General features: G+C 61.2%; 9 protein-coding genes. 7 read left to right on the top strand and 2 right to left on the bottom strand.

Going from position 1 to position 15,447, the window contains the following annotated elements; genetic code table 11:
* The first annotated feature begins 220 nt into the window (after positions 1-220).
* The 5 genes from V5E99_RS16375 (at position 221) to V5E99_RS16355 (ending at position 6,202) form a co-directional block, all read left to right on the top strand.
* Positions 221-1,546, top strand: a complete 1,326-nt coding sequence (locus V5E99_RS16375) for an MFS transporter (protein WP_499803365.1) — start codon at positions 221-223, stop codon at positions 1,544-1,546.
* A 33-nt stretch (positions 1,547-1,579) separates the two neighbouring features.
* Positions 1,580-2,755 carry an L-rhamnonate dehydratase gene (locus V5E99_RS16370; protein WP_123410611.1) on the top strand — a complete coding sequence of 392 codons (1,176 nt, stop codon included), beginning with the start codon at positions 1,580-1,582 and terminating at the stop codon, positions 2,753-2,755.
* 53 nt (positions 2,756-2,808) lie between these two features.
* Complete coding sequence (gene araD1 / locus V5E99_RS16365) at positions 2,809-3,804, top strand: AraD1 family protein (RefSeq protein ID WP_499803364.1); 996 nt, start codon at positions 2,809-2,811, stop codon at positions 3,802-3,804.
* A 153-nt stretch (positions 3,805-3,957) separates the two neighbouring features.
* A complete protein-coding gene (locus tag V5E99_RS16360) occupies positions 3,958-5,538 on the top strand; it encodes an aldehyde dehydrogenase (NADP(+)) (protein ID WP_499803363.1) in 1,581 nt (526 codons plus the stop codon).
* 364 nt (positions 5,539-5,902) lie between these two features.
* The gene (locus tag V5E99_RS16355) at positions 5,903-6,202 is read left to right on the top strand and encodes a hypothetical protein (protein WP_499803362.1); all 300 of its coding nucleotides are present in this window, start codon (positions 5,903-5,905) and stop codon (positions 6,200-6,202) included.
* Positions 6,203-6,318: 116 nt separating this feature from the next.
* Here V5E99_RS16355 and V5E99_RS16350 read toward each other — a convergent pair whose 3' ends face one another.
* On the bottom strand, positions 6,319-7,233 hold the full coding sequence (locus V5E99_RS16350; protein ID WP_499803361.1) for a DMT family transporter: 915 nt from the start codon (positions 7,231-7,233) through the stop codon (positions 6,319-6,321).
* Between the two features lie 156 nt (positions 7,234-7,389).
* The gene (locus V5E99_RS16345) at positions 7,390-9,015 is read right to left on the bottom strand and encodes a methyl-accepting chemotaxis protein (RefSeq protein WP_499803360.1); all 1,626 of its coding nucleotides are present in this window, start codon (positions 9,013-9,015) and stop codon (positions 7,390-7,392) included.
* 414 nt (positions 9,016-9,429) lie between these two features.
* Between V5E99_RS16345 and aceK the strand changes: the two genes are divergently transcribed.
* Both aceK and hrpA read left to right on the top strand, forming a co-directional pair.
* On the top strand, positions 9,430-11,151 hold the full coding sequence (gene aceK / locus V5E99_RS16340) for a bifunctional isocitrate dehydrogenase kinase/phosphatase (protein WP_499803359.1): 1,722 nt from the start codon (positions 9,430-9,432) through the stop codon (positions 11,149-11,151).
* A 181-nt stretch (positions 11,152-11,332) separates the two neighbouring features.
* Positions 11,333-15,244: an ATP-dependent RNA helicase HrpA gene (hrpA, locus tag V5E99_RS16335; protein WP_499803358.1), complete on the top strand. Its 3,912-nt coding sequence runs from the start codon at positions 11,333-11,335 to the stop codon at positions 15,242-15,244.
* Positions 15,245-15,447: the final 203 nt, after the last annotated feature.

Here is a 15,447-nt window from a genome sequence, read left to right as displayed (position 1 = left end):
CTGATAACCCGATCCGGGTAATAACCGCGATCTGCTATCACCCCAGGTTATCGCTGGATACGCATAAGTGATTATCCGCGCCCATTGTCGCTGGCTAAAGTCGCTCCATCGAATGACCAGAGCCAGCCACCCGCGCCGCCTCGATCAGCCGATTCAACAACTACAAAAAGCCCGCCTTGTTACTTCCGCAAGGCACATACCGGCAGCAAAGGAACTTCATATGACCCGTCCAGACTCCGTCCTGGCTTTGACCAGTGCCATCTCCAAAAGCCGGCTGCGTTTGCTGCCGTTTCTGATCCTGATGTACATCCTCGCGTTTATCGACCGCTCCAACGTCGGCTTCGCCAAAGCGGCGTTGCAGGCCGATACCGGGCTGGGCGATGCGGCGTTTGCCTTCGGCGCGAGCATCTTCTTCATCGGTTACGCGTTCTTCGAAGTGCCGAGCAACTACATGCTGCACCGCCTCGGCGCGAAGGTCTGGCTGTGCCGGATCATGGTCACCTGGGGCCTGGTGTCGGCGGCGATGATGTTCGCCCACAACGCCGAAACCTTCTACGTCCTGCGCTTTATGCTGGGCGTCGCCGAAGCCGGTTTTTTCCCGGGCATCATCCTTTACCTCACCTACTGGTTCCCGGCGCAGAGCCGTGGCCAGGCACTCGGTCTGTTCTACTTCGGCCTGCCGCTGGCGCTGGTGTTGGGCAGTCCATTGTCGGGATGGTTGCTGGACTTCCACGGCGTGTTTAGCCTGACCAACTGGCAGTGGCTGTTCGTCGTCGAAGGGCTGATGGCGTCGGTGGTCGGCATCGCGGCGTACTTCTATCTGGTCAACCGCCCGGCCCAGGCCACCTGGTTGAGCGTCGAAGAAAAACAAGCGCTGGAAACCGCGCTGAGTGAAGAAGACGCACAGAAAAAAGACAGCAGCCCCCACGGTTTTCTCAGTGCCTTGCGCAATCCTCGGGTGCTGCAATTCTGCCTGGCGTATTTCACGATTCAGATGAGCGTCTACGGCGTGGTGTTTTACCTGCCGACGCGGATTGCCGGTTTGCTCGACGGCCATGTCGGCCTCAACGTCGGCCTGATCACTGCGATCCCGTGGATTTGCGCCCTGATCGTGACTCGTCTCGTCACTCGCTACGCCGACCGCACCGGCCAGCACCGTCGACTCGCCGTGTGCATGCTGACCATGGCCGCCCTCGGCATCGCCGCCTCGGCGCTGGGCACCAGCATGGTCCCGGTGGTGTTGGCGTTCTGCTTCGCGGCGGCCGGTTTTGTCTCGGTGCAACCCCTGTTCTGGACCATTCCCACCAGCTACCTCAGCGGCGCTGCGGCGGCTGGCGGCATCGCCTTGATCAACTCCATCGGCAACCTCGGCGGCTTCGTCGCGCCGAACCTGAAAACCGTGATGGAAACCAGTTTCGCCGACCCCCGCGCCGGCATGTTTTCCCTGGCCCTGGTCGGCCTTGTTGGCGCAGTCCTGCTGTCCCGACTTCGCACCACCCACACACCCACATCCCCCTCGCAGCTCACACCGGCTCAGGTTGGCTGATCACTACCAAAGCGTTAGCAAGGAATTGAATTCATGAAAATCACAGCGATCCGTACCCGCGTTTTCGAGTGGAAAGGCAAAGTCGTGCCACCGCAAGCGCACTTTTGCACCAACGCCAGCGACATTCTTTTCGAGCGCGGCGATGCCATGGGCTCGTTCCGTTTTCATGGCTGGCTGGTGGTGGAAATCGAGACCGATACGGGCCTGGTCGGCATCGGTAACTGCGCCCTGGCACCGCGTGTGGCCAAGGAAATCATCGACACGTACCTGGCGCCTATCGCCATCGGCGAAGACCCGTTCGACAACGAATATATCTGGCAGAAGATGTACCGCCAGAGTCACGCCTGGGGTCGCAAAGGCATCGGCATGGCGGCGATCTCGGCGATCGACATTGCGATCTGGGACATCATGGGCAAAGCCGTCAACAAACCGGTGTTCAAGTTGCTCGGTGGCCGCACCAAGGAAAAGATCTGGACCTACGCCTCCAAACTCTACGCCAACGACAACCTCGACCTGTTCCTGGAAGAAGCCCAGGGCTATCTGAATCAGGGCTTCACCGCGCTGAAAATGCGCTTCGGCTACGGCCCGAAAGACGGCCCGGCGGGCATGCGCAAGAACATCGAACAAGTGCGGGCGCTGCGTAACCTCGCCGGGCCGGACATCGACATCATGCTTGAGTGCTACATGGGCTGGACCCTGGAATATGCGCGCCGCATGTTGCCAAAACTCGCCGAATTCGAACCGCGGTGGCTGGAAGAGCCGGTGATCGCCGACGACATCGAGGGCTACATCGAGCTGAAAAAAATGGGGATCATGCCGATCTCCGGCGGCGAGCATGAGTTCACTTCCTACGGCTTCAAAGACCTGCTCGAACGCCGCGCCGTGGACGTGATCCAGTACGACACCAACCGCGTCGGCGGCATCACCGCGGCGCGCAAGATCAACGCCATGGCCGAAGCCTGGTCGGTGCCGGTGATCCCGCACGCCGGGCAGATGCACAACTATCACCTGACCATGTCCACTACCGCCTCGCCGATGGCTGAGTTCTTCCCGGTGTTCGACGTCGAAGTCGGCAACGAACTCTTCTACTACGTGTTCAAGGGCGAGCCGCAACCGGTCAACGGCTACATCCAGCTCGACGACAACAAGCCAGGCCTGGGCCTGGAAATCTCCGATGAATACCTGAGCGACTTCAACATCATCGAGTGATCCTGATGCGCCGCTCGGCAGCGGCGCCATCCACGACTTTCTGGAGGGCTGACATGCGCCTGATTCAATTTGAAAACACTGCCGGTGAACGCCAGGTTGGCGTCGTCGAGGGTTCGCAGGTCCAGGTGTTGAACGGCACCCGCAGCACCCGTGAACTGGCCCTCGCGGCGATCCGCGCCCAGCACAGCCTGCAAGACGAAGTCGCACAACGTGGGACTGAACCGGGCCCGGAGTACGCGCAGCTGTTGCAGCAGGGCAAAATTCTGCCGCCGCTGGACCACGAAGACCCGGCCCATTGCCTGATCAGCGGCACCGGCCTGACCCATTTGGGCAGCGCCTCGGCCCGGGACAAAATGCACCAGCATGAAGGCGAAGTCGAAGCCGGCATGACCGACACCATGCGCATCTTCAAATGGGGCCTGGAGGGCGGCAAACCGGCGGCCGGTCAGGTTGGGGCGCAGCCCGAATGGTTCTACAAAGGTGACGGCAGCATCGTGATCCGCCCCGGCGCCGATTTCCCGGTGCCGCCGTTTGCCGAAGATGCCGGCGAAGAACCGGAGCTGACCGGCCTCTACGTCATTGGCGACGACGGCCAGCCGTATCGCCTCGGTTATGCCCTGGGCAACGAGTTCTCCGACCATGTGATGGAGCGGCGCAATTACCTCTATCTGGCCCACTCGAAACTGCGCTTCTGCGCTTATGGCCCGGAGTTGCGCGTCGGTGAGTTGCCCAAGCACCTGGCGGGCACGAGTCGCATCATTCGCAACGGTGAAACCCTTTGGGAAAAGGAGTTTCTCAGCGGCGAAGACAACATGTGCCACAGCCTCGCCAACCTCGAATTCCATCACTTCAAATACGCGCAGTTTCTGCGTCCCGGCGATGTCCACGTGCACTACTTCGGCACCGCCACGCTGTCGTTTGCCGACGGGGTGAAAACCCAGCCGGGGGATCGCTTCCAGATCAGTCTCGACGCGTTCGGCGCTGCCCTGGAAAACGGCATCGGCGAGAGCGCCCAGCCGTTGGCCATCGGGCAGGTGCGTGCGCTTTAGATGTGAAATTCGAGTCAGGCGCTCATTTGAAAAGCATGAAGATCAGCTCCCTTTCCCCTCTCCCTTTTGGGGAGAGGGCTGGGGTGAGGGGTGGATCTTGAATCCTCCTTAACTCTCAACCACTGACACTGTCAGCCCATAAGGAATCCCTTAATGACCCCTCTACTCGGACACAACTACATCGCCGGCCAGCGCAGCGCCAACGGCGCCGTGCAACTGCAAAGCCTCGACGCCACCACCGGCGAACCGCTGCCGGGCACCTTCTTCCAGGCCACTGAAGCCGAAGTCGATGCCGCCGCCCAAGCGGCCGCCGACGCGTACCCGATTTACCGCAACCTCAGCGCAGAAAAACGCGCCACGTTCCTCGACGCCATTGCCGATGAAATCGATGCCCTGGGCGATGATTTCGTCGCCACCGTGTGCCGCGAAACCGCGTTGCCGGCCGGGCGCATCCAGGGCGAACGCGGCCGCACCAGCGGCCAGATGCGTTTGTTCGCCAAGGTCTTGCGGCGCGGCGACTTCTACGGGGCGCGCATCGACCGAGCCTTGCCGGAGCGCCAGCCATTGCCACGCCCGGACCTGCGCCAATACCGCATCGCCCTCGGGCCGGTGGCGGTGTTCGGTGCCAGCAACTTTCCGTTGGCGTTCTCCACCGCTGGCGGCGATACCGCCTCAGCACTGGCCGCCGGTTGCCCGGTGGTGTTCAAGGCCCACAGCGGACACATGGCAACCGCCGAATGGGTTGCGGATGCGATCCTGCGCGCCGCTGAACGCACCGGGATGCCGGCCGGCGTGTTCAACATGATTTATGGCGGCGGCGTCGGTGAGTGGCTGGTCAAGCACCCGGCGATTCAAGCGGTGGGCTTCACCGGTTCGCTCAAGGGCGGCAATGCCCTGAGCCATATGGCTGCGACCCGGCCACAGCCGATCCCGGTGTTTGCCGAGATGTCGAGCATCAACCCGGTGTTCCTGCTGCCCGAAGCGCTGGCGGTGCGCGGCGAGCAAATCGCCGCGCAACTGGCAGGTTCGGTGACCTTGGGCTGCGGCCAGTTCTGCACCAATCCAGGCTTGGTCATCGGTTTGCGTTCGCCGCAATTCAGCGCGTTTTTGCAGCATTTTTGCGCGCACATGAACGAACAACCGGCGCAAACCATGCTCAATGCCGGCGCGTTGGTCAGCTACGGTTTGGGCCTGGGCGCCTTGCACGAACACCCGGGGCTGACGCACCTGGCCGGTCACCCGCAGCAGGGCGAACAGGCCCGGCCGCAAGTGTTCAAGGCTGACGTCAACCTGTTGCTCAACGGCGATGAACTGCTTCAGGAAGAAGTCTTCGGGCCGACCACTATCGTCATCGAAGTCGACGATCAGGCGCAGTTGGCCGCAGCGCTCCACGGTTTGCGCGGGCAACTCACGGCGACGTTGATTGGTGAAGCGGATGAGTTGCTGGCGTTCCGTTGGCTCGCCGAATCGCTGCAGGAAAAGGTCGGGCGAATTCTGCTCAACGGTTACCCGACCGGCGTTGAAGTGTGCGAAGCGATGGTGCATGGCGGGCCGTACCCGGCAACGTCGGATGCGCGCGGGACGTCGGTGGGCACGCTGGCGATTGAGCGTTTTCTGCGCCCGGTGTGTTTCCAGAATTATCCGGATGCGCTGTTGCCCGAGGCGTTGCAGAACGCCAATCCACTGGGGATTCGGCGCTTGGTGGACGGGGAGGTGAGTGCTCAGGCGCTGTAATCAGCCAGGGTTTTGCGGCGGCGGGAAGGGGTGGTCCTACAGCGCAAACGGGGGATGTCGTAGCGGCGTACAACTTTTCAAGACGCTTCCTACGACGTACCCTGTTGCCGCGTTTTGGCATCGACCCCTATAGTTTCGGCTCGCGAAAAAACACCGCGAAATGACCTTGGCCGGTCGACCACACCAAACGCAACAGCGTCATTGCTCAGGCATGTTCATGTCTGGACGTCGTGTTATGGCAGCTGTGCGCGGGACACCTTCGGGTGTGCCGGTTTGTAGGTGTCCGGTCGGCCAACCCGCACGCAGCTGCCACCTTTTTTCGCTTGGCCGCGAACTGGAGGTAGCCCTATTTGGAGTTACACCTATGCTCGAAGTGATGCCGCGTTACCTCCCCATCGACACCTACGACGCCGACAACCCGGTGCTCTTCATCAACACCCACAAAGAACTCAGCGACATCGCCGCCTGCGCCATGCACCGGTTCAGCGTGGTCCGCGACCTGACCGACACCTTGTCCAGCCTCAACCTCACCGGCATTTCCGATTGCGACCTGACCCGCGTCACCCGGGCGGTGCACCTGTTGACGCGCGAAGGCTGCGCGATGCTCAACGTGATCCAGGCACGGGCGCGACAGCGCGAGGACGGCTACAAAACCGCGATATAGCAACTGACCGCCGAACAACCCCGTAGGAGCTGCCGAAGGCTGCGATCTTTTGATCTTGATCTTAAAAAGAAGATCAAAAGATCGCAGCCTTCGGCAGCTCCTACGGGGGGCAGGTTTTAGTGTTGGCGGGTGGCCACTTCTGCCGGTTTCACCACGGCCGGCTTCAACACCAGCCACAACGCCGCCGCAATCAACACCCCGCCATAGATGTGCGCCATCGACAACGGCTCATCCAGCAGCAACGCGCCCCACAACACACCAAACGGCGGGATCATGAAGGTCACGGTCATCGACTTCACCGGGCCGATCGAGCTCAGCAAGCGGAAGTAAACGATGTACGCAAACGCGGTGCAGAGCAGGCCCAAGCCCAGCAGCGACAACCAGACATTCCAGCCGCCCCAGCTCGGCGGCGGGTTGCTGATCACGCTGTAGCCGAACAGCGGCAACAGGAACAACGTCGCGCCGAGCATGCTGCCCAGCGCCGACAAACGACTGTCGAGGCCACCGGCCTGATCGAGCCAGCGGCGGGCGAGGAACCCGGCGAAACCGTAGCAAGTCGTCGCGAGCAAACAGGCGAGGGCGCCCATCAACAATTGCAAATCAAACGCCACCGGCCCGGCACGGGTCAGCACGCCGACGCCAAACAACCCGAGGAACACCCCGCCAAGCTTGGCCGCCGTGAGTTTTTCATGGAAGAACAACCCGCCGATCAGCACACCTATCAGCGGCGTGGTGGCGTTGAAAATCGCCGAGTACCCGGCCGGCAGCACTTGTGCGGCGACCGAATACAGGGTCGCCGGAATCCCGGAGTTGATCACCCCAAGCAGCATCACGGTTTTGAGTTTGCCTTTGAAATCCCAACTGATGCGCATCAGCCCAAGGATCACCAGCAAACCGGCCGCCGCAATCGATACCCGGAAAAACGCCGTGGGAATGGTGCCGATCACCGGCGCGATGATGCGCATGAACAGGAAACTCGCACCCCAGATAGCCGCCAGCGACAGTAAACGAACAATATCGACAGGGCTCACGGTGCACTCCTTCCTTTATGGGGACGGAAGTGTTGCCGAGAGCTCCGACGAAGGCAACCGCAAAACGGGCATTCAATTTTTTTGTGGGCGGGTGATTACCTGGGGTGAGGGCGCTCCCTGTGGCAAGCTCGCTGGCCACAACAAGCCCCTTGCCACTTAAATAACGAAGCGCGTCACCAACCCGTTCAGGTCCACCGCCAGCCGCGACAGTTCCTGACTGGCAGCGGAAGTCTGGGTAGCCCCTGCCGCCGTCTGGGTCGAAAGGTCGCGGATGTTCACCAGGTTCTGATCGACCTCTCGCGCCACCAGCGCCTGCTGTTCGGCGGCGCTGGCGATGACCAGGTTGCGCTGGTTGATCTGCGAGATCGAGGCGGTGATTTTCTCCAGCGCATGCCCGGCGCTGTTGGCCCGGCGCAAGGTCTGGTTCGCGTGCTCGGCGCTGCTTTGCAACGCACTGACCGTGGCCCCGGTACCGTGCTGGATGTTGGTGATCATCAACTCGATTTCTTCGGTGGAATTCTGCGTGCGTTGGGCCAGCGAGCGCACCTCATCCGCCACCACCGCAAACCCGCGACCGGCCTCACCGGCCCGCGCCGCTTCGATGGCGGCGTTGAGCGCCAGCAGGTTGGTTTGCCCGGCAATCCCACGGATCACTTCCAGCACTTTGCTGATGTCCTGGGCCTGACCCGCCAAACCTTCGGCCTGTTGCGAAGCCCCGAGCACTTCGCTCACCAACCCTTGAATCGAGCTGATGGTTTCGCTGACCTGCACGTGCCCGTGCTTGCTGTCATCGTTCGAGGCTTGGGAAGCTTCGGCGCTGGACACCGCATTGGCGGCCACTTCATCCACCGCCGTGCTCATCTCGGTGACTGCCGTGGCGGCCATCTCGATCTGGTCATTCTGCAGTTGCAGGCCCCGGGTGCTTTGTTCCATCACCGAACTCATTTCTTCGGCAGCGGAAGCCAGTTGCTGCGCCGAGTCGCTGATGCCGCGAATGGTCGAGCGCAGGTTGTTCTGCATGTCGGTCAGCGCATCGAGCAAGTGCGCCGCTTCGTCGTCGCCGTGGCTGACCACCTGGCCAGTCAGGTCGCCGGCCGCGATCCGCCGGGCCACACTCAGGGCCTGATTGATCGGCGTGGTGATGCTGCGCGTCAGCAACCAGGCCAGCAGCAGGGTGGCGATCAGGGCGATCACAATGATCGTGCCGACGATCCACTGCGCCCGCTGATACATCCGCGCGGCGTCATCGGACGCGGCATCGGCGCCTTGCTGGTTGAAACTGATCATGCTCTCCAGCGTTTTGTCCAACACGCTGCCCTGGGGCGCCAGTTCGGTGTTGAGGCGGGTGTAGGCTTGCTCCGACTGGCCGGCGTCAATCTGGACAATAATCTGGTCGAGAATCGACATGTACTTGGCAACGGCCGCAGTCAAGCTGTCGAGCATGACCCGTTCCTGGTCACTGGAAATCAGCGTTTTGTGATCACTGAGGCGTTTGAGCAACTCCTGGCGCTGGCTGACGAGTATGCCTTTGCTTTTTTCCCGTACGGCCGGCTGACTGTTGGCGATCAACCGCAGGGATTCCAGGCGAATGGTGGCGATGTTCGCCGCGCTGTCGTGAATGCTTTCGATGCTTGGCATCCACGACTCTTCAATCACTGTGGCGCTTTGGCGAAGGGTCGCCATTTGAACCAGGCCGAACAGACCAACAACCACCAGCAGGCTGGCCAGAACGGCAAAACTCAAACCTGCACGCAAACCTATACGCATGTTCCTGATTGACATCGATGTGCTCCTTGGGCGTTTTTGGGTGGGAGTCCTCGTGTACCGAGGATCTTGTTTTTAGGCGGGTGATGGCGAGGTATATATCAAAGTGCCATCATTTTGGTAAGACCAATCTGGAAGGCTCTGCTGCGGACGATGCAGGGCAGGTGAGTAGCAAAACGCAGATTGGAGAGGGCATTTCGAACGGATGCTTTTGGGCCAAACGCAGAGATTTGGCGGTGTTTAGAAGAATCGATTAAGCGCTGCCGGCATGACTGTTCCGACTGTTTATTGACCAGTTGGTCGGTTAAAAAATTTGCAAAAAAACCTCGCCCGATCCGTTCGACTATCGACATCAATGGCAAAAATTACGCTTCTCCTGCACCCGCTTCACTGGCTAAGCTCAGGCTTCCGCAACTTCGCAGAGGTCTCACCATGCCGCAGCAATGGCCCGCCGCCGATATCGCTCGAATGATCCTCGATGGCTTTGACGATTACCGCGAGCATTTCCGGCAGATCACCGACGGTGCCCGGGCCCGTTTCGAGCAGGCCCAGTGGCAGGAAACGCAATCGGCGTCGGCAGCGCGGATCAATCTCTACGAAGAAAAGGTTGCCGAGACCATTGCCCGTTTGCGCGAATCGTTCGACGTCGACGCGCTGATGGACGTGAGCTGCTGGCCGCTGGTCAAAAGCGCCTACATCACGCTGATCGACCTGCGGTTCGACGATGAGCTGTCCGAGACCTGGTACAACTCGATCTTCTGCGGGCTGTTCAGCCACGACCTGATCAGCGACGGCTGCATGTTTATCCACACCACCCGGCCGAGCCTGCGCCGGGCCCGCGCCGCGCAAACCCGGACCTACAAACCCCTGGGGCATTTGTCGGAAATGTTGGCGAGCATCTTTGCCGACTACCGTTTCAGCGAGGACTACGCCGACCTGGCCGGCGACCTTCGGCGCCTCGAAGCGCAACTGCGCGAGAACCTGCCGGACTGGGTGTGCAAGGACCCGGAGCTGTCCGTCGAGTTGTTCTCCTCGGTGCTTTACCGCAACAAGGGCGCGTACCTGGTGGGGCGCATCTACACCCGGGACGAACAATGGCCGCTGGTGATTCCGTTGCTGCACCGCGAAGGTCGCGGGATTCAGATCGACGCGTTGATCACCGATGAAGCGGACGTGTCGATCATCTTCTCCTTCACCCGTTCGTATTTCATGGTTGATGTGCCGGTGCCGGCGGAGTTCATCGGCTTCCTCAAACGCATCCTGCCGGGCAAGCACATTGCCGAGTTGTACACCTCGATCGGCTTCTACAAACACGGCAAGTCCGAGTTCTACCGCGCGCTGATCAATCACCTGGCCAACACCGACGACCAGTTCATCATGGCCCCCGGCGTGCGCGGCATGGTCATGAGCGTGTTTACCCTGCCGGGTTTCAACACCGTGTTCAAAATCATCAAGGACCGTTTCTCGCCGTCGAAAAACGTCGACCGCGCCACGGTGATCGAGAAGTACCGGTTGGTGAAAAGCGTCGACCGGGTCGGGCGCATGGCCGACACCCAGGAGTTCGCCGACTTCCGTTTCCCGCTGAGTAAATTCGAGCCGGCGTGCCTTGAGGAGTTGCTGGAGGTGGCGCCGTCCACGGTGTTGGTCGAAGGCGACACGGTGCTGATCCGTCACTGCTGGACCGAACGGCGCATGACCCCGCTGAACCTTTACCTGGAAAACGCCAACGACGCCCAAGTGCGCGAAGCGCTGGAAGATTACGGCCTGGCGATCAAGCAACTGGCGGCGGCGAACATCTTTCCCGGCGACATGCTGCTGAAAAACTTCGGCGTTACCCGGCACGGGCGCGTGGTGTTTTACGACTACGACGAGATTTGCTTCCTGACCGAGGCCAACTTCCGGCATATCCCGCAACCGCGCACCCCGGAAGACGAAATGGCGTCCGAGCCGTGGTATTCGATCGGGCCGCTGGATGTGTTTCCTGAAGAATTTCCACCGTTCCTGTTTGCCGACGCGGGGCAGCGGCGCTTGTTCGATCAACTGCATGGCGAGTTGTACAACGCCGATTATTGGAAAAGCCTGCAGGACGCCATTCGCGCCGGCAAAGTGATCGACGTGTTCCCGTATCGGCGCAAAGGCCTCGATAACGAATAACCCCGCGCCCCCCGTGTAGGAGCTGCCGAGTGAAACGAGGCTGCGATCTTTTGATCTTGAAAATCAAAGTCAAAAGATCGCAGCCTCGTTTCACTCGGCAGCTCCTACAAGGGATCTCGTTCGTCCGCTAAATCTGCGACAATCCGCACCCTGCGCCACTAGACGACTTATTGCGTACCTGATGACTGACGAATCGCCTTCCATCGACAAACTGCTGAAAAACCTCGATCACGCCATGCTTGCCGACCGCCACCGGCTGCGGCGGCAGTTGCTTGAGCTGCGCAAGAAACCCGACGAGGCCAAGCTGGCCGCTTGGGTGACGCGCATGCAGGCGTCCTGTGATCAGGTGTTGGCGCGGCGTGCCAGCCTGCCGGTGATTCGTTACGACGACAGTTTGCCGATCGCCGCCAAGCGCGACGAAATCAAAGCGGCACTGCTCAAGCATCAGGTGCTGATCATTGCCGGCGAAACCGGCTCGGGTAAAACCACCCAGTTGCCGAAGATCTGCCTGGAAATCGGGCGCGGCCAGCATGGCCTGATCGGCCACACCCAGCCGCGCCGGATTGCGGCACGCAGCGTCGCGAGCCGGGTGGCCGAAGAACTGGCGACGCCCCTGGGCGCGCTGGTCGGCTATCAGGTGCGGTTCGAGGATCAGAGCGATTCCAACACCCTGATCAAGTTGATGACCGACGGCATCCTGCTGGCGGAAACCCAGAACGACCGCTACCTCGAACGCTACGACACAATCATCGTCGACGAAGCCCACGAACGCAGCCTCAACATCGACTTCCTGCTCGGTTACCTGAAAACCCTGTTGCCGCGTCGCCCGGACCTGAAAGTCATCATCACCTCGGCGACCATCGACCTGGAGCGTTTCTCCAAGCATTTCGATGACGCGCCGATTGTTGAGGTCTCGGGCCGTACCTTCCCGGTGGACACCTGGTATCGCCCGCTGACGCTTGAGCAGGACGAAGAGGGCAACCGCGTCGAAGACGACTTGACCGTTGACCAGGCGATCCTCGCCACCCTCGACGAAATCGCCGCGTTCGAACGCAGCGAGGGCAAGAGCCCCGGCGATGTGCTGGTGTTCCTGCCCGGCGAGCGGGAGATTCGCGACGCGGCGGACATGCTGCGCAAGGCCCAGCTCAAGCACACCGAAATCCTGCCGCTCTATGCGCGGTTGTCGCCGGCCGAGCAACAGCGGATTTTCCAGTCGCACCCGGGACGCCGCGTCGTACTCGCGACCAACGTCGCGGAAACTTCGCTGACGGTGCCGGGCATTCGTTACGTGATCGACAGCGGCACCGCACGCATCAGCCGTTACAGCTACCGCGCCAAGGTCCAACGCCTGCCGATCGAAGCGATTTCCCAGGCCAGCGCCAATCAGCGTAAAGGTCGATGCGGGCGGGTTGAGCCGGGCATTTGCATTCGCCTCTACAGCGAAGAGGATTTCATTGGCCGACCGGAATTTACCGACCCGGAAATCCTGCGCACCAACCTCGCGGCGGTGATTTTGCAGATGCTGCATCTGCGCCTCGGCGAGATCACCGATTTCCCGTTTATCGAGCCGCCGGATGGTAAAGCCATCAGCGACGGTTTCAATCTGCTGCAAGAACTCTCGGCGGTGGACCGCAACAGTCAGTTGACCCCGCTGGGTCGTAACCTGGCACGGTTGCCAGTGGACCCGCGCATGGGCCGCATGTTGCTGGAAGCGGCCCGGCTCGGCAGTTTGCAGGAAGTGCTGATCGTCGCCAGCGCCATGTCGATCCAGGACCCCCGCGAACGTCCGCCGGAACGCCAGCAAGCGGCGGATCAGGCCCACGCGCAGTGGAAAGACGTGGACTCGGACTTCGCCGGGCTGGTCAATCTGTGGCGTGGTTTTGAAGAGCAGCGCCAGGCATTGACCGCCAGCCCGCTGCGCAACTGGTGCCGCAAGAATTTCCTCAACTATTTGCGCCTGCGCGAATGGCGCGACTCGCACCGTCAGTTGAGCCTGATCTGCCGCGACATGCAGTTGACCCTCAACAAAGAGCCGGCGGATTACCCGCGACTGCACAAAGCCGTGCTGTCCGGGTTGCTCAGCCAGATCGGCCAGAAAACCGAGGACGGCGATTACCTCGGCGCTCGGCAGCGACGGTTCTGGATTCACCCGTCGTCCGGCCTGGGCAAGAAGCGGCCGCAGTGGCTGATGACCGCCGAACTGGTGGAAACCACCAAGCTCTATGCGCGGATGGTGGCCAAGATCGACGCCGACTGGATCGAGCCGCTGGCGGGGCACCTGATCAAGAAAAACCACTTCGAACCCCATTGGGAGAAGAAGCGCGGCCAGGTCGTGGCGTTCGAACAGATCACTTTGTTCGGGCTGATCATCGTCGGGCGCCGGCCGGTGCATTACGGGCCGATTGATCCGGTGGTGTCCCGCGAGTTTTTCATTCGCGAAGGTCTGGTGCGGGGCGAAATTCAGTCCAAGGCCAAGTGCCTGACGGCCAATGCACAGTTGCTGGAACAACTCGACGAACTGGAGGCCAAGGCCCGGCGTCGGGACATTCTGGCGGACGAAGAAACCCTGTTCGCTTTCTACGATGCGCGGCTGCCGGCGGAGATTCACCAGACCGCGACGTTCGACAGTTGGTACAAGGTCAACAGCCAGAAAGACCCGCAATTGCTGGTCATGCGCGAAGAAGACGTGCTGGCCCGCGAGGCCAGTGAAGTCACCGCGCTGCATTACCCGGACACCTTGCACATCGGTGATCTGGAACTGGCCCTGAGTTACCACTTCGAACCGAATCATCCCCGCGACGGCGTGACCCTGCGCGTGCCGGCGCCGCTGTTGCCGATGCTGCCGCCGGAACGCCTGGAATGGCTGGTACCCGGCGTGATCGAGGCCAAGTGCATTGCCTTGGTGCGCAACCTGCCCAAAGCCCTGCGCAAGAACTTCGTGCCGGTGCCGGACTTCGTCAAAGCCGCGTTGCAGCGCATGACCTTCGCCGAGGGTTCGCTGCCCCAGGCCCTGGGCCGTGAACTGTTGCGCATGACCGGTGCGCGGGTCAGCGATGAAGCTTGGGCAGAAGCGGCGCAGCAGGTAGACAGCCATTTGCGGATGAACCTGGAAATCGTCGATGGCCAGGGCAAGTTCCTAGGCGAAGGGCGGGATCTGGCCGAGCTGACCGCACGTTTTGCCGAGGCGAGCCAAGCCGCGTTGGCGGTGCCGCAAACCGCGAAAAACCAGCAACCGGTGGAGCCGAAAGTCTTCGCCGCCGTCGCCGAGAAAACCCAGCAGAAGATTGCCGGGTTGTCGATGACGGTGTATCCGGCGCTGGTGGAAGAGGCGGGCACGGTCAAGGAAGGGCGTTTCTCGACGCCGGCCGAAGCCGAGTTCCAGCATCGCCGCGCGTTGCAGCGTTTGCTGATGCAACAACTGGCGGAGCCGGCGAAGTTCCTGCGCGGCAAGTTGCCGGGGCTGACCGAACTGGGCCTGATGTACCGCGAACTGGGGCGCATCGATGCGCTGGTCGAAGACATTCTGCTGGCGAGTCTCGACAGCTGCATTCTCGACGGCGAAGACCCGTTGCCTCGCGATGGCGCCGGGTTGGCGTCACTGGCCGAGCGCAAGCGCGGTGGCTGGACCGAACACGCCGAGCGCTTGGCGAAGCTGACCCTGGAGATTCTCAAGCTCTGGCACGGTTTGCAAAAACGCTTCAAGGGCAAGATCGACCTGGCCCAAGCCGTGGCCCTGAACGACATCAAGCAGCAGCTCAGTCATCTGGTGTATCCGGGTTTCGTCCGGGAAACGCCGATGCAGTGGCTCAAGGAGCTGCCGCGTTATCTGAAAGCGGTCGAGCAGCGTTTCGAGAAAATCGGCGCGCAAGTGCAGCGGGATCGGGTCTGGGCCGGCGAACTGTCGGGCCTGTGGACGCAATACCAGACCCGCGCCAACAAACACGCCCAGGAAGGCAAACGCGACCCGCAATTGGAGTTGTATCGCTGGTGGCTGGAGGAGTACCGGGTTTCCCTGTTCGCCCAGCAACTGGGGACCAAGGTGCCGATCTCCGACAAACGCCTGAACAAGCAGTGGACCCAGGTCGAGCCATAACCTCAATACTCTGTGTTCACTGCAATCCACCGTAGGAGCTGCCGAAGGCTGCGATCTTTTGATCTTTCTTTGTCGCGACACCTGAAGATCAAAAGATCGCAGCCTTTGGCAGCTCCTACAGGTTGGTCGAGTTAGGCCGTTGCTCTTGCAAATAGGGCCAAACCCCAGCGTTTATGGCAAACTTCGCGCCTATAAACGCCGGC

The sequence above is a fragment of the Janthinobacterium sp. LPB2021202312-11-4 genome (genome assembly GCF_037049705.1).
Lineage (GTDB): Bacteria > Pseudomonadota > Gammaproteobacteria > Pseudomonadales > Pseudomonadaceae > Aquipseudomonas.
This window is presented reverse-complemented; position numbering and strand designations above follow the sequence as displayed.